The organism is Xanthomonas sp. WHRI 7945 (genome assembly GCF_035026585.1).
Genome location: NZ_JAYIQP010000004.1, coordinates 180594 through 204151, shown reverse-complemented (window position 1 = coordinate 204151; position 23558 = coordinate 180594). Strand labels below are relative to the sequence as shown.

Genomic DNA, 23558 nt, shown 5'->3' with positions numbered 1-23558 from the left:
GCTTTAGCTCCGGCGCATGCCAATGAATCAGGTCGGAGTTGAACCGCATCCCACAGGATGCGGCGAATCTGCAGCCATCGCCGAACCGGCTTTTGCGAATCCCCAATCCCGACTCCCCAATCCCGGCCTTCAATCCATCTCCACCATCTCGAAATCGTCCTTGGTCACGCCGCAATCCGGGCAGGTCCAGGTATCGGGCACGTCTTCCCAGCGGGTGCCGGGGGCGATGCCTTCTTCCGGCAAGCCGTCGATTTCCTTGTAGATGAAGCCGCAGACGACGCACATCCAGGCGCGGTAGGTGGTGGCAGTGACGTCGCTCATCGGATAATCGCGGATCTGCAGGCTGGGCGGAGCGGCATTGTCCCACCCTCGCCTGCGCACCGGAAGGCTCCTCCATGAATGCATCACCGCCGCCCCGTGGCATCTACCTGATCACGCCCGACGACGCCGACGGCGAACGCCTGCTGGCGCGCGTGGCGCCGCTGCTCGGCCACGGCCCGACCTGGCTGCAGTACCGCAACAAGCGTGCCGACGCGGCGCAGCGCCTGGCCCAGGCGACGGCGCTGCAGGCGCTGTGCGCGCAGGCCGGGGTGCCGCTGATCGTCAACGACGATGTCGACCTGGCGCTGGCGGTGGGCGCGGCCGGCGTGCATCTGGGCGAGGACGACGGCGACTTGGCCGCCGCGCGCGCGGCGCTCGGCCCCGATGCGCTGATCGGCGCGTCATGCTACGCGGACCTGGCGCTGGCCCGGGCCGCGGTCGCCGCCGGCGCCAGCTACGTCGCCTTCGGCGCGTTCTTCCCCAGCCTCAGCAAAGCCACCACCGCGCGGGCCACGCCGGCGCTGCTGGCCGCCGCCGCGGACCTGGGCGTGCCGCGCGTGGCCATCGGCGGCTTGACCCCGGACAACTGCGGCCCGGCGATCGCCGCCGGTGCCGACCTGCTCGCGGTCATCAGCGGCGTCTGTTCGGCGCCCGACCCGCTCGCCGCGCTGCGGGCGTATCGCGCGTGCTTTCCGGAACTGCGCTAGCCGGTGTCCACGGAGGGCGGTGCCTGAAGGCGCGGCGACCTCATGCCATCGGTCCGGGCGCATCGGCCACGCACGGTGGGCGCACTCCTCGCGCCGGGCCGCGCCGCTGCGCCGGCGCCCTGCCGGTTCACTTCAGTTCGGCGATCGCGGCCGGGTCGGCCTGCGCCTGCACCCGCTCGAGCAGCCGCAGCAGGTTGCCGCCCCAGATGTTGGCGATCTGTCGTTCGCTGTAGCCGGCCTGCAGCAGGCGCTCGGTGATTCGCGGCAGTTGCGAGACGTCCTCCAGCCCGGCCACGCCGCCACCGCCGTCCCAGTCCGCGCCCAGGCCGACATGGTCGGGACCGGCGACCTCGAGGATGTGCAGGATGTGCTTCATGTAGTCGTCGAAGGTGGCGCGCGCGACGCCGTATTTGGCGTCCAGCGCCTTGCGCTTGGCCATCACCTCGCGGTACTGCGCGGGCTTGATCGCCTGGCGTCCGCCGTAGCCGGCGAACAGCGCGCGCAGTTCCTCGCCATAGGCGGGATCGCGGTTGCCCGGGATCAGGTAGCCGGACAGCGAATTGACCTGGATCACGCCGCCCTTGGCCGCCAGCTTGCGGATGCGTGCGTCGTCGATGTTGCGCGGATGTGCATTGAGCTCGCCTGACGCGGTGTGCGACAGGATGATGGGGGCGGTGGACAGTTCCAGCAGTTGGTCGAACACCGCGTCGGAGGCGTGCGACTGGTCGAGCACGATGCCCAGGCGGTTGGCCTGCGCCACCAGCGCCCTGCCCTTCGGGCTGAGCCCATGCCACTGCGGCCCCTTGCTGTCGGTGGAGGAATCGGCGAAGTCGTTGTTGCTGGTATGCACCAGCCCGAGCATGCGCACGCCGAGCCGGTAGTAGGCGCTCAGCAGCGTCGGATCGGCGGCCAGCGGCGAGGCGTTCTCGATGCTGATGTAGACCGAGCGCCTGCCGGCGGCCTTGATCCTGGCCGCATCCCCGGGCGCGGTGGCCAGTTCGAATTTGTCCGGGTGGGCGGCGACCATCTCGCGGATCTGCGCCAGGCGCTGCAGGCCGAAGTCGCGCGCCTGGCGATTGCCCGCGTCGCTGCGTTCGCCCTGCGCCGTGTAGATCACCCAGAAGCCGCCGTCCAGGCCGCCTTCGAGCATGCGCGGATAGTCGACCTGGGTGCCGTCTTCATCGTAGTGGTGGTGGTCGAGGATGTTCCAGCCGGGGCGCGCGAGATTGGCCGGCGTATCCAGGTGCGTGTCCAGCACCGGGAAGCGCGCATGCAGCGCACGCGCGCGCGACAGCCCGTCGGCGGCCGGCAGGTCGCCGCAGCAGCAGGCCAGGCACAACAGCAGCAGCAAAGGACGGAGTTTGGGCATCGGGTATCCGTTCGTACGCAGCGCGGGCATCGGCGGTCCGCGCCGGTGCCTTCGCCAGGGGGAAAAGGGTCCGGCCCGCCGCGCGGCGGGCCGGTGCGTGGATCAGAAGTCGTAGCTGAGCGTGACCCGGCCCGAGCGCGGCGCTTGATACGCTACTACCTGGTCCCACAGCGGGTTCGTGCTGTTGTCGGGAAGCTGCGAGAACGGATAGATATTGGTCGCGGTCTGCTCGTTGGTCACGTTGAACACGTCCAATCGCAACGCCAGCTTGCCGCTGGCGAACGCAGGCTTGTAGGTCACGCCCAGGTCGAGCTGGGCGATCCAGCCCAGGCGCCCCTGCGAGCCCGGAGGCGACGGTTCGCCGGTGCCGGTTTCGGCGTTGTAGCAGAAGTGGTAAGGACCACCGGTGATCGCGCTGCCGCCATATCCGGCCGGGTCCCTGCCGGGGTAGTTGTCGCCGTAGTAGTTGCCCAGGCAGTTGCGCGGCGCGCCCGAGATCAGGCTGAAATTGGCCGATGCGCCCCACTGCGGCGTGAACTGGTAGAAACCCAGCAGCTTCAGCTGATGGCGGTGATCGTTGGATTGATCGCCGTTGAAGTGCTCCATCAACGCCGCATGGTCCCAGCTCTGCGTGGTGGAGACCGAGGCCTGGCCCTGGTAGCTGCCCAGCGCGCCGCCGGTGCGCCACAGGTCCGAGCGCACCTGGCCTTCGGTGGTGCCGTAGCTGTGCGACCACACGTAGTTGGCCTTCGCATACCACTTGCCGTCGAACGGACGCTCCAGATTGAATTCAAGCGCCGAGTAGTTGCGCTTGAACTCCGGGAAACCCGCCGCCTGGCGGCTCACCGACACCTCATGGAACTGCCCGTCGGTGCCGATCACGCCCCAGGTGTTGGTCTGCCCGGGATTGATCAGCGCCGCGCCGGAGACTTTCGACCAGTCGATGGTGACACCCTGCGCGGCGGCGGCCTCGATCAGCGCGGTGTTGGAGACGTCGTAGTTCTGGTCGTCGATACCGGCGTTCAGGCGGCGATGGGTGCCGCGGAACCCGAACACCCAGCCGCTCTCCAGCTGCTTGGTGAAGCCCAGGATGATCTCGTCCTGGTTCTCGCCCTCGATGTCCTTGGCCACCGCCGTGCGCACGTCGGCGACGCGGCCGAAGCGCGAGTTGGCCGACACCGCAGAGCCCAGCTGCTGGGCGAGGACCGGCGTGCCATCGGCATTGACGCCGCTGTAGGTGAAGTAGGTGTCGGTGTTGATCGCCGGCGTGAACAACCCGACCGGCGACAAAGGCAGGCCCAGATAGTAGCGGCCGACGCTGCCGAACACCTTCAGGCTGGAATCGCCGTTGACGTCCCAACTGAAACCCAGCCGCGGCGCCCAGGCGTCGTCGACATCGATGTAGGCGGCGCCGAACGGGGTGTAGTTGGTGAACTCGTCCTTGCGCAGCCCGAGGCTGAGCAGCAGGTTGTCGGTGACCTGCCATTTGTCTTCGATGTAGTACGCGCGCTGCTTGGCTTCGTAGGAATAGAGGCTGGTGTTGACGGTACGGATGACGTAATAGCCCTGCGCCCCGTAGACCGGATCCACCAGGCCCGGACTCGGCGCGCCGACGCCGCCGGCCTCGTTCGCCGACTGGCTCACCAGACCGCCGGTCTGCAGGCCGAGCGGATCGCTGGTCTGGCCGTACGTCCACGAATAGCCGGGGCCTGACAGGATCGACCCCACGTCCGTGCCCTTGGACTTCTGGTTGTCGATGCCGAAGTTGAGCGTGTGCTTGCCCACGCGCCATTCCAGGTTCAGCCGCTGGTTGTCCTTCTCGTATTCGCGGTCCGGCGAACTCACCGAGGTGACCAGCTGCCGGCCGACGATCGGCGCGCCGCCGACGTAGGCAGGGTTCTGCAGCGCCGCGCTGATGATCACCGGCCCGTTGCCGGCGTCGTAGTTGTAGGGGGTCAGCTCGTCCGGGGTCTTCATCTTGCCGTACAGCGCGGTCAGGGTGATGTTGTCGCCGAAGTAGCCGGTGTATTTTCCGGAGAACAGCGTCGGCCCAGTCTTCCACGTGGACTCGTCGGTGAGGTAGCTGCCGCGCTCGCGATTGACGTAGTCGTAGCGGTAGATGGAACCTTGGGTTTCGGCTTCGTCGCTGGCGCCGGTCACCTCCAGCAGGTGGTTGTCGGTGATGTACCAGTCCAGCTTGGCGTACCAGCGCTTCTGTTCGTAGTCGTAGTCGGTCAGGCCGCCGGTGCGGCCGTTGTCCGAATCGCGATTGGAGACCGTGCGCACGCCGTCGGAATCCACCTTCTCCGCGGCCAGGAAGAAGAACAGCTTGTCCTGGACGATGGGGCCGCCGATGTAGGCGCTGTACGTGGTCTGGCTGGCTTCGGCCTCGCTCTGCGGCTGGTACAGGCCGTTGGCCGAGCGTGCGTACCGGTAGGCGGCGTTGTTCACGCTGCTGCCCTGGCTGTCGGGACGCCAGTACAGATCGCGCTGGTTGGCCTTGAGGCCGTTCGGCTCCCAGATCACCGCCGCGCCGAACTTCCATTCGTTGCTGCCGCGCTTGCCGATCTGGTTGATCACCCCGCCGTTGGAGCGGCCGTACTGCGCGCCGTAGCCGCCGGTGAAGATTTCCTGCTGATCGATGGCGCCATACGGCAGGGTCAGCCCGCCCAGGCTGTTGCTGGCGGTGGTGGTGTTGAAGCCGTTGAGATAATAGGCGTTCTCGCTGGCCGCCGATCCGCCGAAGCTGGGCAGCGAGCCGCCGAGCGGGCCGTTGTCGAAGCCGCCGCTGTTGACGACCACGCCAGGCGCCAACAGCGCGATGGCTTCGGCGGTGCGTCCCAACGGCAGCTGCTGCAGTTGTTCGGCGGTGATCACGGTGCGCGTGTCCACGCTGCTCACGTCGATGGGCGACAACCCCGACGCGTTCACGGTCACGCCTTCCAGGGTCTGCACACCGGCCGCAGAGAACGACACGTCGGTGCTCGCGCCGACGGTGATGCTGACGTTCTCGCGGGTCTGCACCACCGCACCGTCGCGTTTGACCGTCACCTTGTAGGTGCCCAGCGGCAGGTTGCCGGCCTGATAGCGGCCACGCGCGTCCACCGGCACCTCGCGACTGAACCCGCTGTTGTTCTCCACCAGCACGGTCTGGTTGGCGCCTTCGGCGACGCTGCCGGCAATGCTGCCGGTGGTGGACTGTGCAAAGGCGCCGCCGACGGCGGCGGTCAGCGCGAGCGCCAGGGCGCTCTTGCGGATCAATCGATTCATGCTCTCTCCCCGAAGATGTGAAAGTCGTTGACGGCCCAACGAGACCCAGCGCGACGCCGGGCGGCGATCCGTCCCGGCACTCTGGAAAAAACCTGCCCGATGCATGGCCGATGCCGATTGGCGATCGGGTCGTGCGTCCCCTGGCCGCTTCGATACTAGGCAGCCCATCACGTCGTGGACCCACCCGCGACGGGTAGGTGCGCAGCCGGCGGGTAGGCGACATGGCACGTGCAGGCGGGAGCCGCGACAATAGGCGGCATCGCTCCGCGCCCGGCCCACTCGGCCCGGCCAGCATCGCCAAGGATTTTTCGCCCATGAACCATTCCCGCTCGCACGCCCTCTTCAGCCAGGCGCAGTCGCTGATCCCCGGCGGCGTCAATTCGCCGGTCCGCGCCTTCAAGTCGGTGGGCGGCGAACCGTTCTTCGTGCAGCGCGCCGACGGCCCCTACCTGTACGACGTGGACGGCAACCGCTACATCGACTACGTCGGCTCGTGGGGCCCGATGATCGCCGGGCACAACCACCCGGCGGTGCGCGAGGCGGTGCAGCGCGCGATCGGCAACGGCCTGTCGTTCGGCGCGCCCTGCGCGGCCGAGGTGACGATGGCCGAAACCATCACCCGGCTGGTGCCCTCGTGCGAAATGGTGCGCATGGTCAACTCCGGCACCGAGGCCACGCTGTCGGCGGTGCGGCTGGCGCGCGGCGCCACCGGACGCAGCCGCATCGTCAAGTTCGAGGGCTGCTACCACGGCCACGGCGACTCGTTCCTGGTCAAGGCCGGCAGCGGCATGCTGACCCTGGGCGTGCCGACCTCGCCGGGCGTACCAGCGGGCCTGAGCGAGCTGACCGCCACGCTGAGCTACAACGACGTCGAGGGTGCCACCGCGCTGTTCGACGAGATCGGCGGCGAGATCGCCGCAGTGATCATCGAGCCGGTGGTCGGCAACGCCAACTGCATCCCGCCGCGCGCAGGCTACCTGCAGCACCTGCGCGACCTGTGCACGCGCCACGGCGCGCTGCTGATCTTCGACGAGGTGATGACCGGTTTCCGGGTGGCGCTGGGCGGCGCGCAGGCGCACTACGGCGTGGTCCCGGACCTGACCACCTTCGGCAAGATCATCGGCGGCGGCATGCCGGTCGGCGCCTACGGCGGCCGCGCCGACCTGATGCGGCAGATCGCCCCTTCCGGGCCGATCTACCAGGCCGGCACGCTCAGCGGCAATCCGGTGGCGATGGCCGCCGGCCTGGCGATGCTGGAACTGGTGCAGGCACCGGGCTTCCACCAGCGCCTGGACGCGGCCACCGCCGCGCTGTGCGCCGGGCTGGAACAGGCCGCCGCGGCCGCCGGCGTGGCGGTCACCACCAACCAGGTCGGGGCGATGTTCGGCCTGTTCTTCACGACCGAGAAAGTGGAGACCTACGCCCAGGCCACCGCCTGCGACACCGCCGCATTCAACCGCTTCTTCCACGCCATGCTCGCGCGCGGCGTGTTCCTGGCGCCGTCGGCGTACGAGGCCGGCTTCCTGTCCAGCGCCCACGACGAGGCCGTGATCGAGGCGACGTTGGCCGCGGCGCGCGAGGCATTCGCCGTGGCCGCCGCCGGCTGAGCGAAAACCGAGCACCCGGTCGCGACTTTGCTTTTGTTGCGGCCGTGTCATAAGTTCGACATTCAAGGCCAACGGACGGCGTCAGGGCGGGGGCCCGTGGAATCACGCGGCACGCGAGCTTTCCGCGCTCTGCGCGGCAGGCCGGCACGTGCCCGGTTCCGTACCGTCACCCGAACCGCCAGAGGGCGCAAGGGCGACAGCTGCAGACACTTCCTGGCGACATGCTCAAGCCTGTCACGCTGTTGAATCCGCGTTCCTCGCCAGCCGGGCACGACAGCCCTGCCGTGCCCGACTGGGTGCTGGCCGACAAACTGGCGCCGCCGCGCTCGCGCGTGGCGGCGGTGGCGCGCGAAGCGTTGCTGCAGCGCCTGGACCGCGCCGCCGAACTGCCGCTGACCCTGCTGCTGGCGCCGCCCGGCTTCGGCAAGACCACCGTGCTCGGGCAATGGCACCAGCGCCTGCGCGAACGCGGCGACGCCGCAGTGGCGTGGCTGTCGCTGGACGAGGACGATGCCGATCCCGGACGCTTCCTCGCCTACCTTGCGCTGGCCGCGCGCGGCGCCGGCGTCGAACTGGGCGCGCCGCTGCAGGCCGCGCTGCAGCAGCAGGGCCAGGACCTGGACGTGGCCGCCACCCTGCCCGGCCTGATCCGCGCGATCCGCGCCGCGCCGCGCCGCCTGCTGGTCATCCTCGACGACTACGACCGCGGCCATGCCGCCGCGCTCGACGACGCGGTGACACGGCTGGTCGAACATGCCGGCGGCCAGCTGCACCTGCTGCTGGCGACGCGGCGCGCGCCGGCGCTGCCGCTGGCGCGCTGGGCACTGCAGGGCCAATTGGAACGCATCGGTGCGCGCGAACTGGCGCTGGACGAAGCCGAGACATTCGCGCTGCTGGGACCGCACGTGCCGGCCGCGACCGCCCGCCAGCTGCGCCGGCAGACCGAAGGCTGGGCGGTCGCGCTGCAACTGGCCGGACTATGGCTGGGCGGCGACGAACAACGCCGCGACGACCTCGGCCGCTTCTCCGGGCGCACCGCCGAGCTGGCGGCCTACCTGGCCGAACAGGTGCTCAACGACCTGGACCCGGCGTTGCGCGCGTTCCTGCTGCAACTCTCGCCGCTGGAGCGGTTCAACGCCGCGCTCGCCGACGCGGTGCGCGAACGCGACGACAGCGGCCGCCTGCTGGAGCGGCTGGCGCACTTCCAGGGCCTGCTGGTGGCGCTGGACGGCGAGCACGAATGGTTCCGCTTCCATCCGCTGTTCGCCGATTACCTGTATCAGCAGTTGGAGCGCGACACGCCCGGGCTGGCGCCGCAGCTGCACCGGCGCGCCGCACGCTGGTTCGATGCGCACGGACAGTTGCCCGAAGCGGTACGGCATGCGGTGCGCGGCGGCGCGATCGACAGCGCCGCCGACTGCATCGCCCGCGCCGGCACCTGGCAGCTGCTGCTGCGCCACGGCACCGCGTCGGTGCGCGCGCTGCTGCGCCGGTTCCCGCGCAGCAGCATCGGCGAACGGCCGGCGCTGAACCTGACCCAGGCCTACCTGCACATGAAGCTGGGCGAATTCGCGCATGCGCAGACCCTGCTGGAACGCTTCCGCGATTTTCCCGAGCCGGTGCGCGCGCCGTTCGAGCGCGACTACACGGTGGTGGTGGCGCTGCTGCGCGATCTGCTCGACCAGGTCTGCGCCAACCCGCGCGGGCAGGCGCAGATCGCCGCGCAGGCGGCGGCGCTGGACGAGGACGACCATCTGGGCCGCGGCACCCTGTGGTGCATCTGCGCCACCACCGCGCTGGGCCGCGCCGATTTCGCCGCCGCCGAACGCTATGCGCAGCTGGCCGGCACCGCGATGCAGGCCAGCGGCAGCGAGGTCGGCGCCAGCTATGCGCTGATCCATCTGGCGCAGAGCCACTACTACCGCGGCCAACTGGAGCGGGCCGAGGCCATCTGCCGCCAGGCGCTGGCCATCGCCCAGCGCCAGCAACAGCTCGACCCCACCCTGCAGGCGGTGGGCCAATGCCTGCTGGCGCAACTGCAATGCGAGCACGGCCGTTACGACGACGCCGCCGACTGCCTGCAACCGGCGCTGGGCTTCCTCGAGCAGCACGACGGCTGGCTGGACGTGTACGCCGCCGGCTACGAGACCGCGCTGGTGCTGGCGCGGCAGCACGACCGCAGCGGCCGCGCCGCGCTGGACCTGCTCGACCACATCGACCGCATCGCGCATGCGCGGCACCTGGGCCGGCTCGCCGACCTGGCGCTGGCCTGGCGGCTGCACGTGCTGCTCGACCAGCCGCCCTCGGCGGCGATCGACGTGCTGGTCGCGCGCGCCGGCGGCGAGGCGCGTTTCGCGCACGCGCTGAGCCAGCCGCAGGATTGGCGTTTCCTGGCCGCGCTCGGCTTCGCCCTGGCCCGCTGGCATCGTCTGGGCGGCCGCACCCGCGCCGCGCTGGCGGTGCTGCAGGGCGTGGAGGCGGCATGCGTGGCCGCCGACAACCGCGTGCATCTGGCGCGCGCGCGTGCGCGCATCGCGCTGGTGCTGCACGACCGCGGCGAGTCCGCCGCGGCCCTGCCCTACCTGCGCCACACGCTGCAGCACGTCGCCAGCACCCAGGCCTGGCAATGCCTGCTGGAACTGGGCGTGCCGGGCAAGGCGTTGCTGCGCATGGCACGCCAGCAGGATCCGCAAGCGGCGCCGAACACGACCCTGGCCATGACCATCCAGACCCTGCTCGACAAGCTGCGCCACGGCCAGGACAGCGCTGCCGAGCTGTTCAGCGAACGCGAACTGGAAGTGCTGGCGCTGCTGGCGCAGGGCGCCGCGAACAAGCAGATCGCGCGACGCCTGGCGTTGTCGGAGAACACGGTCAAGTTCCACCTGAAGAACCTGTACCGCAAGCTGGAAGCCGGCACCCGCGAAGCCGCGCTGGCCAGCGCGCTGCAACGCGGCCTGCTGCAGCGCATGGCACCGCCGGATGCCGCACTGGACTGAGTGCGATCTCGCAATCGCGAGAGTGGTCGCTATTTTGTGGGAGCGACTTCAGTCGCGACAGGCGTTACCGAGAAAGCCCGTCGCGACTGAAGTCGCTCCCACAGGTTGAGTCGGCGCTGACGCAGGCCGAAGCCTGCGGCGCCATCATGTTCGAAAGGCTCTGCAGATCGCTGATCGCAACCTGCAGCGCAACTGCGGCCGCTCAGCCGAACACGAACTTGCCCTTCATCATCGCCCAGTGCCCGGGGAACGAGCAGAAGAACGTGTAGTCGCCGCCCTTGCTCAGCTTGGCGGTGGAGAACTTGACCGTGTCCGACTGCCCGGCACCGATCACCTTGGTATGCGCGATGATCCGCGCATCGCCCTTGGGCAGATAGTTGTCGGCCAGGCTGGAGCTGGTGCCGGCATTGGCCACCGCCTGGAAGTCCGCGGTCTTGGTCAGCACCCAGTTGTGGCCCATCACCGCGGCGGCGAGCTTGCCGCTGTGCTTGAGCGTCAACGCCACTTCGGTGCAGTCGGCGGCGACCTTGATCTGGGTCTGGTCGAAGGACATCTGGTCGGTGCCGGTGATGGTCACCGCGCAGGTCTTGGCCCAGGCGGCCGGCGCGAACGCGAGCGCGGCAAGGACCAACAGGGGAGACAGGAACTTCGCTTTCAAGACGGACTCCTTGGACAGTGGGAACGGCAAGCGCGAGCAACCTCGCCACCGATGCGACGCGCGTGCAGCGACGTCGCCAAGACTGTCTGCCTTTGCACAAATGTTTGTCAACGACGATCGCTCGTGCACTGCAGCATCGGCGCAGCGGGCAGTGTCGTCCTTTCCTAGGCGGATCCCGCCGCGCTCGCGCATACGGAGCACGCGCGCAGCGCGCAATCCCGCGCAGCAGCGGTCACGTGGATGGGGTCCGCCCGAATGCAGGACACGTTTTAAGCGCTGCAGAAGAATGCGTGCAATGGATCGTACAGCGCCATCCTCGGCGCCGGCACCGGCAACGGCCCGCGCTTGCCGGCCGCCACCTGCGCGAACACGTGCTTGAACCGCGCCATCTCCGGCGCGGTGCCGATGGTGATGCGCGAGCGGTTCGGCCACAACGCCCAGCTGCGGCCGACGAACACGCCATGGGTCGCCATCGCATCCATGAACTCCTTCGCCGGGCGTTTCACGTCGACCATGAAGCAATTGCTTTCCGAGGCGGTACACGCATGGCCCTGCGCGCCGAGCCAGCGCACCACGTCGTTGCGGATGGCGCTGTTGAGCGCGCGCCGCTGCGGCACCAGCGCCGGATCGCGCAGGCTGGCCAGGCCGGCGGCGACCGCGGTCACCGGCAGGCTGTTGACGCTGTAGAACTTCAGCTTGGCCAGCAAGTCCGGCCGCGCCACCGCATAGCCCAGGCGGATCCCGGCCATGCCGTAGAGCTTGGAGAAGGTGCGCAGCACGATCACATCGTCGCCGGCGGCGACGCGATCGACCATGCTGCTGGCGCTGTCGGAGAAATGCAGGTACGCCTCGTCCACCACCAGCACGCTGCCCTTGGGCTTGTGCGCCAGCGCGTAGTCCAGGTCCTTGCGCGCCGTCACCGAACCGGTGGGATTGTTCGGGTTGCAGATGTAGATCACCCCGGCGTTGGCGTCGGCGGCGCACATCGCCTGCACGTCGTGTGCGTCGTCCTTGCGCAGCGGCACCTTGATCACCTTGGCGCCGTTGCGCGCAGCGGCGCGCCAGCCGGATTCGAAGGTAGGGTCGGCGGTGACCAGCGACGCGCTGGGCGAAGTGAACGCCAGCATGGCGTAGTCCAGCGGCTCGGTGGAGCCGGCATAGGCCATCAGGTGATCGATGCCGACGCCGAGCTGGTCGGCGAGGGTCTGCAGCAATTCCAGTTGCAGCTCGCCCAGGTAGCGTCCGCCGCTGGACGCGATCGCGGCGATCGCGCGCTGCGCGGCCGGCGACGGCCCGCCGGGATATTCGTTGGCGTTGATCAGCACTGGCGCCAGCTCGGCGCGGGCCGCTTGCGCCGCGCCGGGCGCGGCCTGCGCCAGCCACGGCGCGCCGAAGCCGGCCGCGGCGACGAGCGCCGATTCCTTGAGAAACGTGCGGCGCGAACGCGACGGTCGTTGCATGGCGGATTCCTCGAAAACATGGTGGAAAAGGGGGTGCCAACGCGATTTGGACAAGCCGGCCTGGCGTGGCCACGCACGACCGCCCCAGCACCGGACACGGCCACGCGGCCGGCCGCATTGCCGACAGGCGCTACGGACGCACCGCGACGACTTCGATCTCGATGCGGTACAGCGGATTGCCCAGCGCGGCGATCTGGAACGCCGAGCGCGACGGCAGGTTGGGCTGCTCGGGAGTGCCGAAGAACTGCCGGTAGCCCTCCATGAAACCGGCGAAATCCATCTTCCCGTCCAGCGCCGGATCGCCGACCAGGAACGCCTGCATCTTGACCACGTCGCGCATGCCCAGGCCCATGCCTTCCAACTGCGTCTTGATCTGCGACAGCACGCTGATGGTCTGCGCCTTGGTGTCGCCGTAGGCGGCGGGAGAATCTTTCGGCGCGGCGGGGTCGATCGGCCGCGGCACCGCGCCGCTCAGATAGACCGTGGTCTTGCCGGCCGGAATCTCCACCGCCGCGGAAATCGGGAAGTCGCTGTTGGGGATCTTGTGGCGCACGATCTCGGCGGCGCTAGCCAGGGCGGGCAGCCACAGCGCGGCGCACAGGCCGGCACGGAGCGAGCGGGAAACGGACGAACGGCGCATGCGGAATTCCTCGCGATCGAAAAAGGGAATGGAGCGGTGACGGCTCAGTGCCGCAAGGTGCGCACCTCGTCGGCGCTGAGCTTGCCCGGATAATCATTGCCGAACTCGCTGCGCACGTAGTGCACGACCTCGGCGACCTGCCGGTCGTTGAGCATGCCACCGAAACCGGGCATGCCGCCGCGGCCGTCGAGCACCATCATCGCCACATATGGCGCCGCGGCCACCTTGGGGTTGCCGGCCAGCGCCGGATATTCGCCGCCGCCGCGCGCGCCCTGTCCGCCCGGCATGTGGCAGCCCTGGCAGATCGCCGCGTACACGGTGGCGCCGGAGGCGGTGGCGAAGGTGGCCTGCGGATACAGCGGGGTGGCGTCGGAACTCTGCGCCGCGACCGGGCCGATCGCCGGCGGCAGCATCAGCGCCAGCACCCCGGCGGCGGCCGCCGCAGCGAGCATCCAGTGACGGTCGAGCTTCATGCGTGGGCTCCGTTGACGGCACGGCGATGCAGGCGCTCGATCGCATCCAGCGCCGAGGTGATGGCCCCTTCCTGCCAGGCCGGAATGTACGAGGCGTGTTCGCCGGCGAGGGCGATCCGGCCATCGATCTGGCACAGGTTCTCGTAGTGCTCGGCGCGCGCCGCGTCGCTCCACATGCCGAAGCAGCCGTGGGTGAACGGCACCCGGTGCCAGCCCACGGCGATGCCGTTGTCGAATTCGCGCGGATACTGCGGATGCAGTTGCGTGCCGTACTCCACCGCCTTGGCCACGCGTTGCTGCGGGGTCATCGAGGTGAACTCGAACGCCTCCAGTCCCCACACGTAGGCGCCGAGCAGCACGCCCTTGCCGGCGCTCTGGAAGCCGGTGCTCGGATAGCTGATCAGGGTGATCGGCAGGTCGGTGTAGCTGATGCCGCCGTAGATCGCCTCGTCCTCTTCCCAGAAGCGGCGCTTGAACTGCAGCCCCACCTTCACCGACGCCGCGTACGGCACCTGGCCGATCGCCGCGGCCATCTTCTCGCCCACCGCCAGCGGAATGCGGCTGAGGATCGACAGCGGGATCGTGCACACGCACCAATCGGCTTTCGCCAGCTGCTCGGCGCCGTTGCCGTCCTGGTAGGCGACGCTGACCCCGTGCGCGTCCTGGTCGATGCGGGTGACCCGCGCGTTGTAGCGGATCGCATCGCCGAGCTCGCGCGCAAACGCCTTGCCGATCTGATCCATGCCGCCGACCGGCTGGAACATCGCGGTCTGCATCTCGTAGTTGTTGCCCGCCGCCAGCGTGGTCCACAGCCGCGAGCGCAGGATGTCCTGGGCGGTGAACGGTTCGGAAAATTCCGGTTTGCCGGACAGCCCGCCGCCGGGATATCGGGCGAAGCCGCGGCGCTCGCTGCTCTCGCGACCCCTGACGTAGCCGAAGTCCTTGTCCAGCGCGCCCCAGTTGCGCAGCGACTCGAGCAGGATCTCCCGGTCCTCGCGCTGCACCTGCGCATCCAGCGCGCCCTGCCGGGTGCTCTTGGCCAGCAGTTCGGCCACGTGCCCCTTGTAGTCGGCGTCGATGTCGCGGAAGCGCTGCGGCTTGCCGCCGAATCCGGCGCGGCTGTGCAGCAACGCGTTGAAGTTGACCTGCACGAACGGTTCCAGCGCCACCCCGAACTGCTTGCAGTAGGACAACACCGCCTTGTGATGGTGCGGGATGCGCCACGGGCCGGGATTGAGGTACATGCCCTCGTCGAACCCGCACTGCTGCTCGAAGCCGCCCAGCTCGGTGTAGCGATCGCCGCCGCGCAGCGTCCAGTTGCGGCCGCCGGGACGCGCGTTGTACTCGAGCACCTGCACACGATAGCCGGCCTTGCGCAGCTCGTAGGCCGCGGTCAGCCCGGCCAGGCCGGCGCCGAGCACCAGCACCGACGCGCCCTTGGCATCGCCGTCCAGCCGCGGCACGCCGCCGAAGCGCGATTCGGCGGCCAGGCCCAGGCTGTGCATCGCCTGGTACATCATCGCGCCGCCGCCGGCCAGGCCGATCCTGGCGAGCAATTGGCGGCGGGTCATGGCGCCCCTGGTGGTTGCTTGCATCGTCGACATCGCCTCACGGAGTGCGGATCGACCATAGCCGCCGCGACGGCGGCGCAGGCCGCGTGCGGCGGGTAGGTCGCGATGGAGCGGGTAGGGCCGCGGATGGCGCGGCATTACGCGGGCGAGCACTCCGCTGGCGGACGTACCCTCACCCCAACCCCTCTCCCGGGAGAGAGGGGCTCGAACCACTCAGAAGCGGTAGGTCAGCTTGGCGTAGTAGCGCGCGCCGAAGTAGCCGATCGGGCTGCCGGTCAGGTACGGCGAGTTGTAGTAGCTGAGGTAGTTCTTCTCGAGGTAGCCGTATGCCGCTGCCGGGACCTTGTCGGGATATTTGTTGAACACGTTGTCGCCGCCGACGCTGACGGTCAGCTGCTCGTTGGGCCGGAACGTCAGTTCGACGTTGGTCAGCGCCATCGTGCCGATCTTGTGCTTGTAGTACGGTGCGCCGTTGACGTCGACCACGTCGAGCTGGCTCAGCACGCTGTCGGGGAAGATGTCGCCGTTCCACTCGTCGTACGGCGCGATCAGCTGGTACTGCGGGCCATAGATCGCCTCGGTCACGCGCAGGCTGAACTTGCCCACATTGAACGTGGCGCCCAGGTTGACCCGGTACTTCGGCGCGTTGTTCTCCAGGTTGGTCAGGGTCGCGGCGCTGTACATCGTGGCGCCGCCGAGCACCTCGGGCGCTGGCTTGGCGCTGAGCACCTCGGTCTTGTTGTAGTTGGCGGCCAGCACCCAGTCGATCGAGCCCCAGTCGAATTCGGCGATGTAGTTGGTCACCCAGTCCACGCCGGTGCTGCGGGTCTTGAGCGCATTGTTGAAGATCGCCACCGAGATGTTCTGGCGTGCGGTGGCGTCGAGCGAACCGCCCGGCGCCGCCGGGTCGATACCGCCGAGGTAGCCGAAGTCGACCAGCGCCTGGCCAAGCGCGGCGTTGTAGGCGTCGTCGGGGGTGCCGTCGCCGTTGGTGTCGCCCGGCTGGCCGGCCTTGGAATACTCGAAGGTGCCGACGCCGATGCGGTCGGAGATGGTGATGCGGTAGAAGTCGAGCGTGCTGTCGAAGTTGGGCATCGGCCGGAACACGAGACCGAGGCTGTAGTTGGTGCTGGTCTCCGGCTTCAGGCTGCCGAAGCCCAACGCCGCCGCGGCCGCACTGTTGGGCTGCAGCGTCGGGGTGGCGCTGGTCGGGCCGACCTGCACCGCCGAGTAGTAGCCTTCCTGCAGGGTCGGCGCGCGGAAGCCGGTGCTGGCGGTGGCGCGCACCGCGAAGGTGTCGCTGAGGTCGAAACGCGTGGTCAGCTTGCCCACCGCCTTGCTGCCGAAGTCGCTGTAGTCCTCGTAGCGCCCGGCCACGTCGACCAGCCATCTCTCGGTCGGGTTGAACACCACGTCGGCGTACGCGGCGTAGCTGTGGCGGCTGTAGGAACCGGTGTTGAACAAGGGGTTGTAGCCGGGGAACGAGGACGCGCCGGCACCGTAGTACGAGGTCGGATCGCCCGGATCGATGCCGTACTGGTCGCGCCGGTACTCGACGCCGGCATTGAACGTGAGCGGCTGCGACAGCCCCACGTCGAAGTCGTGCGTGGCATTGAGGTTGGTGGTCCACTGGCTGGCCCAGAACGTGCCGTCGTAGAAGTCCTCGGGCGAGGCGCCGAACTCCTGCCACAGGCTGAAGTTCATCGAATTCAGCGTGTACACGTCCATCTTGTTCTTGCCGTAGCTGCTGGAGAAATCCCACGACCAGCCGGCCAGCACGCCCTTCAACCCGGCGCTCAGGTCGTAGTCGACTTCGTCGGAGGCTTCGGACGGATTGAAGCCCAGCGGATACTTGTGCGAGACCTCGCCGCTCGCCGGATCGACGTAGCCGCCGTCCTGGCTCGGACGGCGGTAGTTCTCCTCCGACTGCGCGGTCTTCTTGCCGAAGCTGCCGAAGGCATAGAACTCGAGGGTGTCGCTCAGCACCGCGCCGGAGTTGAAGAACAGCGTCTTGCGGTGCACTTCCGGCGGATTGAGCCAGGCGTTGACGTTGGGGAAGCGTCCGTTGAGGGTCATGCCCTGGACGTCGTCGGCCAGGAACTCGGCCATGTCCGGATTCACCGCCGAGCAGTCGGCGTAGTTGGCCACGCAGTCGGCGTAGCTGTACGAACCCAGCCGGTACACGGTCTTGCGGTTCTCGACCTCGGCGCTGAGGCTGAAATACGCATCGTCGTTGCCGAAACCGATGTTGGCGCCCCACGTATCGGTGCCGCCGCCGCCATCCTTGTAGCCGGCGTAGCCGGCATCCACCTCGCCACCCTCGTGGTTCTTCTTGAGGATGATGTTGATCACCCCGGCGATCGCATCCGAGCCGTACAGCGCGGCGGCGCCGTCGGTCAGCACCTCGACATGGTCGATCGCCGCGGCCGGGATGAACGACAGATCGGCCGAGGCCGCGCCGGTGGTGACGTTGACGTTGGACGTGATGTGGCGGCGCTTGCCGTTGACCAGCACCAGCGTGTGGTTGGGCGACAGGTTGCGCAGGCTGGCGGTGAGCGTCTGGCTGGCCATGTCGCTGCCGGTCTGGTTGGCGTTGTAGGACGGCACCTGGTTGGCGATGGCATTGATCAGGTCCGGCGCGGCCGACTGCTTGAGCATCTCCGCGCTCACCAGCTGGATCGGCGCCGGGCTGTCGGTCACCGCCATGTTGGTCTTGCGCGTGCCGGTCGAGATCACCGTGATCGCGTCCAGCGTCTTGGCCTCGCCGCCCGGCTCCTCCGCCAGCGCCGGCGCGCCGGCCAGCAGCAGCGTCAGTGTGGCCAGCCCGCGGCCGTGACGCGCATTGCACAGTCCCCTGCCCACCGATTCCGCCAGACGATCGGATTGCAAACGCTTGCTCATGTCCAAGACCCCCGTGATGACGTGGATGTGGCGTGGATGCGCACCGGCCCCCGGACCGGCGACGGCCGCGATCGCGGCGTGCAGGGACCATAGCCAGCGCGCAGCGCCGGGCGGCCGCATCCGACGGGTAGGTGCGCAGCGCCCGGGTGGGCAGGCGCCGGCCAGGGCCACGACGCGGGTAGCGGCATCCGTCGCCGCGGGTACTGCGTTAATCTCGGCCGCTGCCGCTACGGACCCCGCACATGCTTCAGCTCCGCCGCTCGTTCTCGCGCCACGCGCCATGGCCGTGCTGATCCAGCCGCGCCCGCAGCTGCTGCTGCTCGATTTCGACGGCGTACTGGCGGGCTACGCGCGCGCGGCGCGCATCGCGCATCTGGCCGACCACAGCGGCTGCGATCCGGCGCGGGTGCGGCAGGTGCTGTTCGCCTCCGGGTTGGAAACCGCCTACGACGGCGGCGACATCGCCACGCCCGATTATCTGCAACGGCTCGGCGCGGGCCTGGGCGCGCACGTGAGCGAGGCCGACTGGATCGCCGCGCGCGTGGCCGGCAGCCGCGGCGACCCTGGCGTGATCGAACGCGTGCTGGCGCTGGCCGACCGGATCGACATCGGCGTGCTGACCAACAACGGCGCGCTGATGGCGCAGGCGATCCCACGGATCGTGCCGGCGCTGTTCCCATTGCTGCAGGGGCGCGTGCTGTGCAGCGGCGCACTCGGCGCACGCAAGCCGCAGGCCGAGGTCTACCGGCGCGCGCTAGCCCACTTCGGCGCCGCAGCGCGGCACGCACTGTTCATCGACGACCTGTTCGTCAACGTGCGCGGCGCACGCGCGACCGGCATGGCCGCAGAAACCGCCAGCGGCACCCGCGCCCTGCGCCGCGCACTGGCGCGGCACGGCTTGCCCTGACATACCGCGAGCAACCGGCAAATTCGCCGTCGCTGTCGCTTTGCTATCGCGTCCATTGCAGCGAACTGCGGCTGCTGTTGCTATTGCTATTGCTATTGCTGTTGCTATTGCTGTTGCTGTTGCTGTTGCTGTTGCTGTTGCTCAGGATTTTGATCTTGCCGTTCGGGGCCCCCTAGAGCGCGGCGAGGTGGACAGGTACAACCCCCGCAGGGGGCGCCACGCAGGATGCGTGGCGTTTTCCGCTGGCACATGGATGTGCCATCGGAAAATTCCTGTCCACCTCGCGCACCCGGAGCGCAGCGGAGGGCGCGCGACCGGGGTGTGCTTTCTTTTGGTTACTTTTCTTTGCACAAGCAAAGAAAAGTAACTCGCGCAAAGCGCGAAAGCTCTGCTTTTTCTGTTGCCCGAATCACAAACCAGCCAACACCCCAAGTCATCCGACTCACCGCTTCCCGACGTACTCCTGCAACGCCACCCGCAACCGCTTCAACCCTTCAGTCACTTCCTGATCCGTGATATTCAACGAAGGCACGAAGCGCAACACATCCGGCCCCGCCTGCAACGTCAACAACCCATGCGCCGCAGCGTGATCGAGGATCACCCCGGCCTGCCCCGCATGCGCCTGATTCAACACCGCGCCCAGCATCAAGCCACGCCCGCGCACCTGCGAAAACAGCTTGAACTCCTCGTTGAGCGCAGCCAACCCCTGCCGCAGCGCCGCCGCCTGCCGCGACACATTCGCCGCGATCGGCGCCGACGCCAGCTTGCGCAGCGCCACCCGCGCCACCGCCGCCGCCAGCGGATTGCCGCCGAAGGTGCTGCCGTGCGCACCGAACTGCATGGTCTCGGCGACCTTCGGCCCGGCCAGCAGCGCACCGATCGGGAAACCGCCGCCCAGCGCCTTGGCCAGCGTCACGATGTCCGGCGTCACGTCGTCCTGCCAGTGTGCGAACAAGGTGCCGGTGCGGCCCATGCCGCACTGGATCTCGTCCAGCAGCAGCAGCGCACCGTGGTGGTCGCACAGCGCGCGCACCTGCGCCAGGAAACCCGGCGCGGCCGGCATCACCCCACCCTCGCCCTGCACCGGCTCGATCATCACCGCGGCCACGTCGCCGGCGGCCATCGCCGTTTCCAGCTGCACGATGTCGTTGAAATCCACGTAGCGGAAACCGCCCGGCAGCGGCTCGTAGCCTTCCTGGTACTTCGGCTGCGCGGTGGCGGTGACCGCGGCCAGGGTGCGGCCGTGGAAGCTGCCGCGGAACGTGACGATGACCCGCCGGTCCGGCGCGCGGCCCTGGCTGGCCGCCCACTTGCGCACCAGCTTGATCGCCGCCTCGTTGGCCTCGCTGCCGGAGTTGCACAGGAACACCTTGCGCGCGAAGCGCGAGGCGGCGACCAGCTCCTCGGCCAGGCGCAGCGGCGGCTCGCTGTAGAACACGTTGCTGGTGTGCCACAGCTTGCCGGCCTGCTCGAGCAGCGCCGCGGTCAGGTCCGGATCGTTGTGGCCGAGTCCGCACACCGCGATGCCGGCGGACAGGTCGATGTAGTCGCGGCCTTCGCTGTCCCACACCTTGGCGCCCTGGCCGCGCTCCAGCACCAGCTGGCGCGGGCGGTAGATCGGCAGGTAGTAGTGCTGGCCAAGGGCGATCAGGTCCGCGGCGGAGGAAGCGGTCATCGAAGGAACATCCTGCGGGAAAGCGTTCGATTATAAGACCGCCGGCGGCGCCTGCCGGGATCGCCGGCGGCGGCCCGCCCGACACTTCTGGGCCACGGCCCGGCATCCACCGCGGCGGAGCGCGAGCCGGTTCGCACGCCCACCAAGATTTCACCGGCGCGCCGCCTCCGGCTCGTCCGCCCGGCGCCGCGATCGCGATGCGGGGTCGGTTAGCATGAGGGCATGCGACTGTTCACCGATCCCCAGCTCGCCCCGGCGAGCGAGCACGGCTGGCGGCGACGCTGGTTCGACATCATCTATCGGCACGATACCCGGCCCTCGCGCAACTTCGACCTGCTGCTGGTCGCGGCGATCGTGGCCAGCGTCGCGGTGATCATGGCCGACAGCGTCCCGGCGCTGCACGCGCGCTACGCCCGCCCCATGTACGTGCTGGAATGGGGCTTCACCGCACTGTTCACCGCCGAATACGTGCTGCGCCTGGCCACGGTGAAGCGGCCGCTGCGTTATGCGCTGAGCTTCTGGGGCGTGATCGATCTGCTGTCGACCCTGCCCACCTACGTCTCGTTCCTGCTGCCTGGCGCGCAGACCCTGCTGGTGGTGCGCGTGCTGCGGGTGCTGCGGCTGTTCCGCATCCTCAAGCTGACCCGCTACGTCGAGGAAAGCAGCCTGCTGGTCGACGCGCTATGGCGCAGCCGGCGCAAGGTGTTCGTGTTCCTGTTCGCCGTGATCACCCTGGTGGTGATCTTCGGTGCACTGATGTACGTGGTGGAAGGGCCGGCCAACGGCTTCACCAGCATCCCCACCGCGATGTACTGGGCGGTGGTGACGATGGCCACCGTCGGCTTCGGCGACATCGCCCCGCTCACGCCGCTGGGCCGCGCGATCACCTCGGTGCTGATCCTGATCGGCTACAGCATCATCGCCGTGCCAACCGGCATCTACACCGCCGAGCTCGCCAACAGCCTGCGCGACGCCGACCGCGATCGCGCGCCGGACCAGCGCAGCTGCGCGCGTTGTGGCCTGCAAGGCCACGACCGCAGCGCCGGCTATTGCCGCAACTGCGGCCAACCGCTGCCCGACGCCACGGCCTGAAGACTCACCACACGCCGGTGTTCGGCATCGACGCCCACGGTTCGGCCGGGGCCAGCGCCGCGCCCTTCTGCAGCAGTTCGATCGAGATCAGGTCCGGGCTGCGCACGAAGGCCATGCGCCCGTCGCGCGGCGGGCGGTTGATGACGATGCCCTGCGCCTGCAGGTGCGCGCACGTGGCGTAGATGTCGTCGACCTCGAACGCCAGGTGGCCGAAGTTGCGCGCGCTGCCGTAGTCCTCGTCCGAGCCCCAGTTGTAGGTCAGTTCGACTTCGGCTTCCGGGTTCTCCGGCGCGCCGAAGTACACCAGGGTGAACTTGCCGGCTTCATTGTCGATGCGGCGGGTCTCGTGCAGGCCCAGGCCTTCGGTGAAGAACTTGCTGGTCTTCTCCAGGTCGTGGACGCGGATCATGGCGTGCAGGTATTTCATGGCGACAACTCCAGTGGATGGGGGAAACGGCAGGATCGGCAGACGCTACGACAGGGATCCCGCACAAGCGCATAGGGTAGCGCCCGCGACGTGCAGGCGCGGGCAAGCGCGGCGAGCGGCAGGCGCTACCGTGCGCAAGGCAGCGCTCAACGTCAGCCTCTCCAAGGCCTTTTCGCAACCATCGGCGCACGCAGTCTCCCGCAGGAGAAAACGGTGCCTCGGGTCATCCGCCGCGGCGAACGAATGCGGCGCTTCCCAGGCTGCGGATGGGATCGTGTCGGGGCTGAAGCCCCTCCTACAGGGCACCGGTCAGTTCATCCAGATCCCTGTGGAAGTGGCTCCGGGCGACCACCGCCATCCGTCGCAATGAGCAGTTGCCACGAGCGCATCGGTGAACCCACCGGCTGCGGACCCCGTCGAGGTTGAACCCCCCTGCAGACAGATGCGCCAGCACGCCGCGCATCGCCACCGCACGGTTCCTGCCTGGTCACGCCGTCTTGCCGCTCCGGCGCATGCCGGCGCATTCAATCCAGGAACAGGTCCGGCAGCAATGGCTGCGACGGATCCAGCGCATAAGCGGACAGGTCGGTCACCCCGGCCGCGGCCAGCACCTCGTCGTCGATCAGGAACTGGCCATGGAACCCGGCCGCCGGCCGGGTCAGCAGCGCATGCGCCGCGTCGGCCATGATCTCCGGACGACGCCCGTTGCCTGCGCTGACGCCCGGGATCATGTTCAGCGCCTCGGTGGCGATCAGCGTGCGCGGCCACAGCGCGTTGACCGCCACCCCCTGCGGGCCGAATTCGCCGGCCAGGCCCAGGGTCACGAAGCTCATGCCCATCTTGGCCAGCGTGTAGCCGGTGTGCGGCGCCCACCATTTCGGATCCAGCGACGGCGGCGGCGCAAGGGTCAGGATGTGCGGATTGGCGCTGCGCAACAGATGCGGCAGACAGGCCTGCGCGCACAGGAAACTGCCGCGCGCATTGACCTGCTGCATCAGGTCGAAACGCTTCATCGGCGTGTCCAGCGCGCCGCGCAGCCAGATCGCGCTGGCGTTGTTGACCAGGATGTCGATGCCGCCGAACGCCTCGACCGTGGCCGCCACCGCTGCGTGCACCTGCTCCTCCTCGCGGATGTCGCACTTCAGCGCCAGGCCGCGCCCACCGGCCGCCTCGACCGCCGCCGCCGCGCTGTGAATGGTGCCGGGCAGCTTCGGATTGGGCACCGCCGACTTGGCCGCGATCGCCACGTTGGCGCCATCGCGCGCCGCACGCAGCGCGATCGCCAGGCCGATGCCGCGCGAGGCGCCGGTGATGAACAGGGTTTTGCCTTGCAACGTCATGGGATTGGGGATTCGGGATTGGAGACTCGTCGCAGCTTAGCGCTTGTGGCCTGGGGCAACCCAGACAACCAAACGCCTACCAATCCCGAATCCTCAATCCCAAGCCCTCGGGAGATTCGAAGACTCCCCACAACTCAAGACCCT

Annotated in this window: 17 protein-coding genes; 5 read left to right on the top strand and 12 right to left on the bottom strand. The window is 68.8% G+C overall.

What is annotated here, in order from left to right; genetic code table 11:
- Positions 1 to 129: 129 nt before the first annotated feature.
- Positions 130 to 405: a rubredoxin gene (locus VDQ83_RS05270; protein ID WP_455434119.1), complete on the bottom strand. Its 276-nt coding sequence runs from the start codon at positions 403 to 405 to the stop codon at positions 130 to 132.
- Between VDQ83_RS05270 and thiE the strand changes: the two genes are divergently transcribed.
- The gene (thiE, locus tag VDQ83_RS05265) at positions 396 to 1028 is read left to right on the top strand and encodes a thiamine phosphate synthase (protein WP_455434118.1); all 633 of its coding nucleotides are present in this window, start codon (positions 396 to 398) and stop codon (positions 1026 to 1028) included. The genes VDQ83_RS05270 and thiE overlap by 10 nt on opposite strands.
- A 127-nt stretch (positions 1029 to 1155) precedes the next feature.
- Here the strand turns inward: thiE and VDQ83_RS05260 are convergent, their stop codons facing one another.
- Positions 1156 to 2397, bottom strand: coding sequence for a dipeptidase (locus tag VDQ83_RS05260; protein ID WP_309914357.1), 1242 nt, complete (start codon positions 2395 to 2397; stop codon positions 1156 to 1158).
- Between the two features lie 102 nt (positions 2398 to 2499).
- The gene (locus VDQ83_RS05255; RefSeq protein ID WP_263395613.1) at positions 2500 to 5667 is read right to left on the bottom strand and encodes a TonB-dependent receptor; all 3168 of its coding nucleotides are present in this window, start codon (positions 5665 to 5667) and stop codon (positions 2500 to 2502) included.
- Positions 5668 to 5981: 314 nt separating this feature from the next.
- Between VDQ83_RS05255 and hemL the strand changes: the two genes are divergently transcribed.
- Positions 5982 to 7274 (top strand): glutamate-1-semialdehyde 2,1-aminomutase, encoded by a 1293-nt coding sequence (gene hemL, locus VDQ83_RS05250; protein ID WP_455434117.1) that lies wholly within the window; start codon positions 5982 to 5984, stop codon positions 7272 to 7274.
- A gap of 221 nt (positions 7275 to 7495) precedes the next feature.
- Entirely contained in the window at positions 7496 to 10270 is a 2775-nt protein-coding gene (locus VDQ83_RS05245) for a LuxR C-terminal-related transcriptional regulator (RefSeq protein ID WP_455434116.1), read from the top strand.
- Positions 10271 to 10472: 202 nt separating this feature from the next.
- Here VDQ83_RS05245 and azu read toward each other — a convergent pair whose 3' ends face one another.
- The 6 genes from azu to VDQ83_RS05215 all read right to left on the bottom strand — a co-directional run bounded on the left by azu (position 10473) and on the right by VDQ83_RS05215 (position 17973).
- Entirely contained in the window at positions 10473 to 10913 is a 441-nt protein-coding gene (gene azu / locus VDQ83_RS05240; protein ID WP_286038028.1) for an azurin, read from the bottom strand.
- 284 nt (positions 10914 to 11197) lie between these two features.
- Positions 11198 to 12388, bottom strand: coding sequence for a pyridoxal phosphate-dependent aminotransferase (locus VDQ83_RS05235; protein WP_455434115.1), 1191 nt, complete (start codon positions 12386 to 12388; stop codon positions 11198 to 11200).
- 130 nt (positions 12389 to 12518) lie between these two features.
- On the bottom strand, positions 12519 to 13028 hold the full coding sequence (locus VDQ83_RS05230; protein ID WP_455434114.1) for a RidA family protein: 510 nt from the start codon (positions 13026 to 13028) through the stop codon (positions 12519 to 12521).
- Positions 13029 to 13072: 44 nt separating this feature from the next.
- Positions 13073 to 13480 (bottom strand): c-type cytochrome, encoded by a 408-nt coding sequence (locus tag VDQ83_RS05225; protein ID WP_455434146.1) that lies wholly within the window; start codon positions 13478 to 13480, stop codon positions 13073 to 13075.
- A gap of 17 nt (positions 13481 to 13497) precedes the next feature.
- Entirely contained in the window at positions 13498 to 15096 is a 1599-nt protein-coding gene (locus tag VDQ83_RS05220) for an FAD-dependent oxidoreductase (RefSeq protein ID WP_455434113.1), read from the bottom strand.
- 189 nt (positions 15097 to 15285) lie between these two features.
- Positions 15286 to 17973: a TonB-dependent receptor plug domain-containing protein gene (locus VDQ83_RS05215; RefSeq protein ID WP_455434112.1), complete on the bottom strand. Its 2688-nt coding sequence runs from the start codon at positions 17971 to 17973 to the stop codon at positions 15286 to 15288.
- A gap of 280 nt (positions 17974 to 18253) precedes the next feature.
- Here VDQ83_RS05215 and VDQ83_RS05210 point away from each other — a divergent pair, with 280 nt between their 5' ends.
- Positions 18254 to 18880, top strand: coding sequence for an HAD-IA family hydrolase (locus VDQ83_RS05210; protein ID WP_455434111.1), 627 nt, complete (start codon positions 18254 to 18256; stop codon positions 18878 to 18880).
- A 442-nt stretch (positions 18881 to 19322) separates the two neighbouring features.
- Here the strand turns inward: VDQ83_RS05210 and VDQ83_RS05205 are convergent, their stop codons facing one another.
- On the bottom strand, positions 19323 to 20555 hold the full coding sequence (locus VDQ83_RS05205; protein ID WP_455434110.1) for an acetylornithine transaminase: 1233 nt from the start codon (positions 20553 to 20555) through the stop codon (positions 19323 to 19325).
- A 222-nt stretch (positions 20556 to 20777) separates the two neighbouring features.
- Here VDQ83_RS05205 and VDQ83_RS05200 point away from each other — a divergent pair, with 222 nt between their 5' ends.
- Positions 20778 to 21647: an ion transporter gene (locus tag VDQ83_RS05200; RefSeq protein WP_455434109.1), complete on the top strand. Its 870-nt coding sequence runs from the start codon at positions 20778 to 20780 to the stop codon at positions 21645 to 21647.
- A gap of 4 nt (positions 21648 to 21651) precedes the next feature.
- Here the strand turns inward: VDQ83_RS05200 and VDQ83_RS05195 are convergent, their stop codons facing one another.
- Together VDQ83_RS05195 and VDQ83_RS05190 are read right to left on the bottom strand one after the other, a co-directional pair.
- Positions 21652 to 22074, bottom strand: coding sequence for a VOC family protein (locus VDQ83_RS05195; protein ID WP_263395624.1), 423 nt, complete (start codon positions 22072 to 22074; stop codon positions 21652 to 21654).
- Positions 22075 to 22598: 524 nt separating this feature from the next.
- Complete coding sequence (locus VDQ83_RS05190; RefSeq protein ID WP_455434108.1) at positions 22599 to 23414, bottom strand: SDR family oxidoreductase; 816 nt, start codon at positions 23412 to 23414, stop codon at positions 22599 to 22601.
- Between the last annotated feature and the right edge of the window lie 144 nt (positions 23415 to 23558).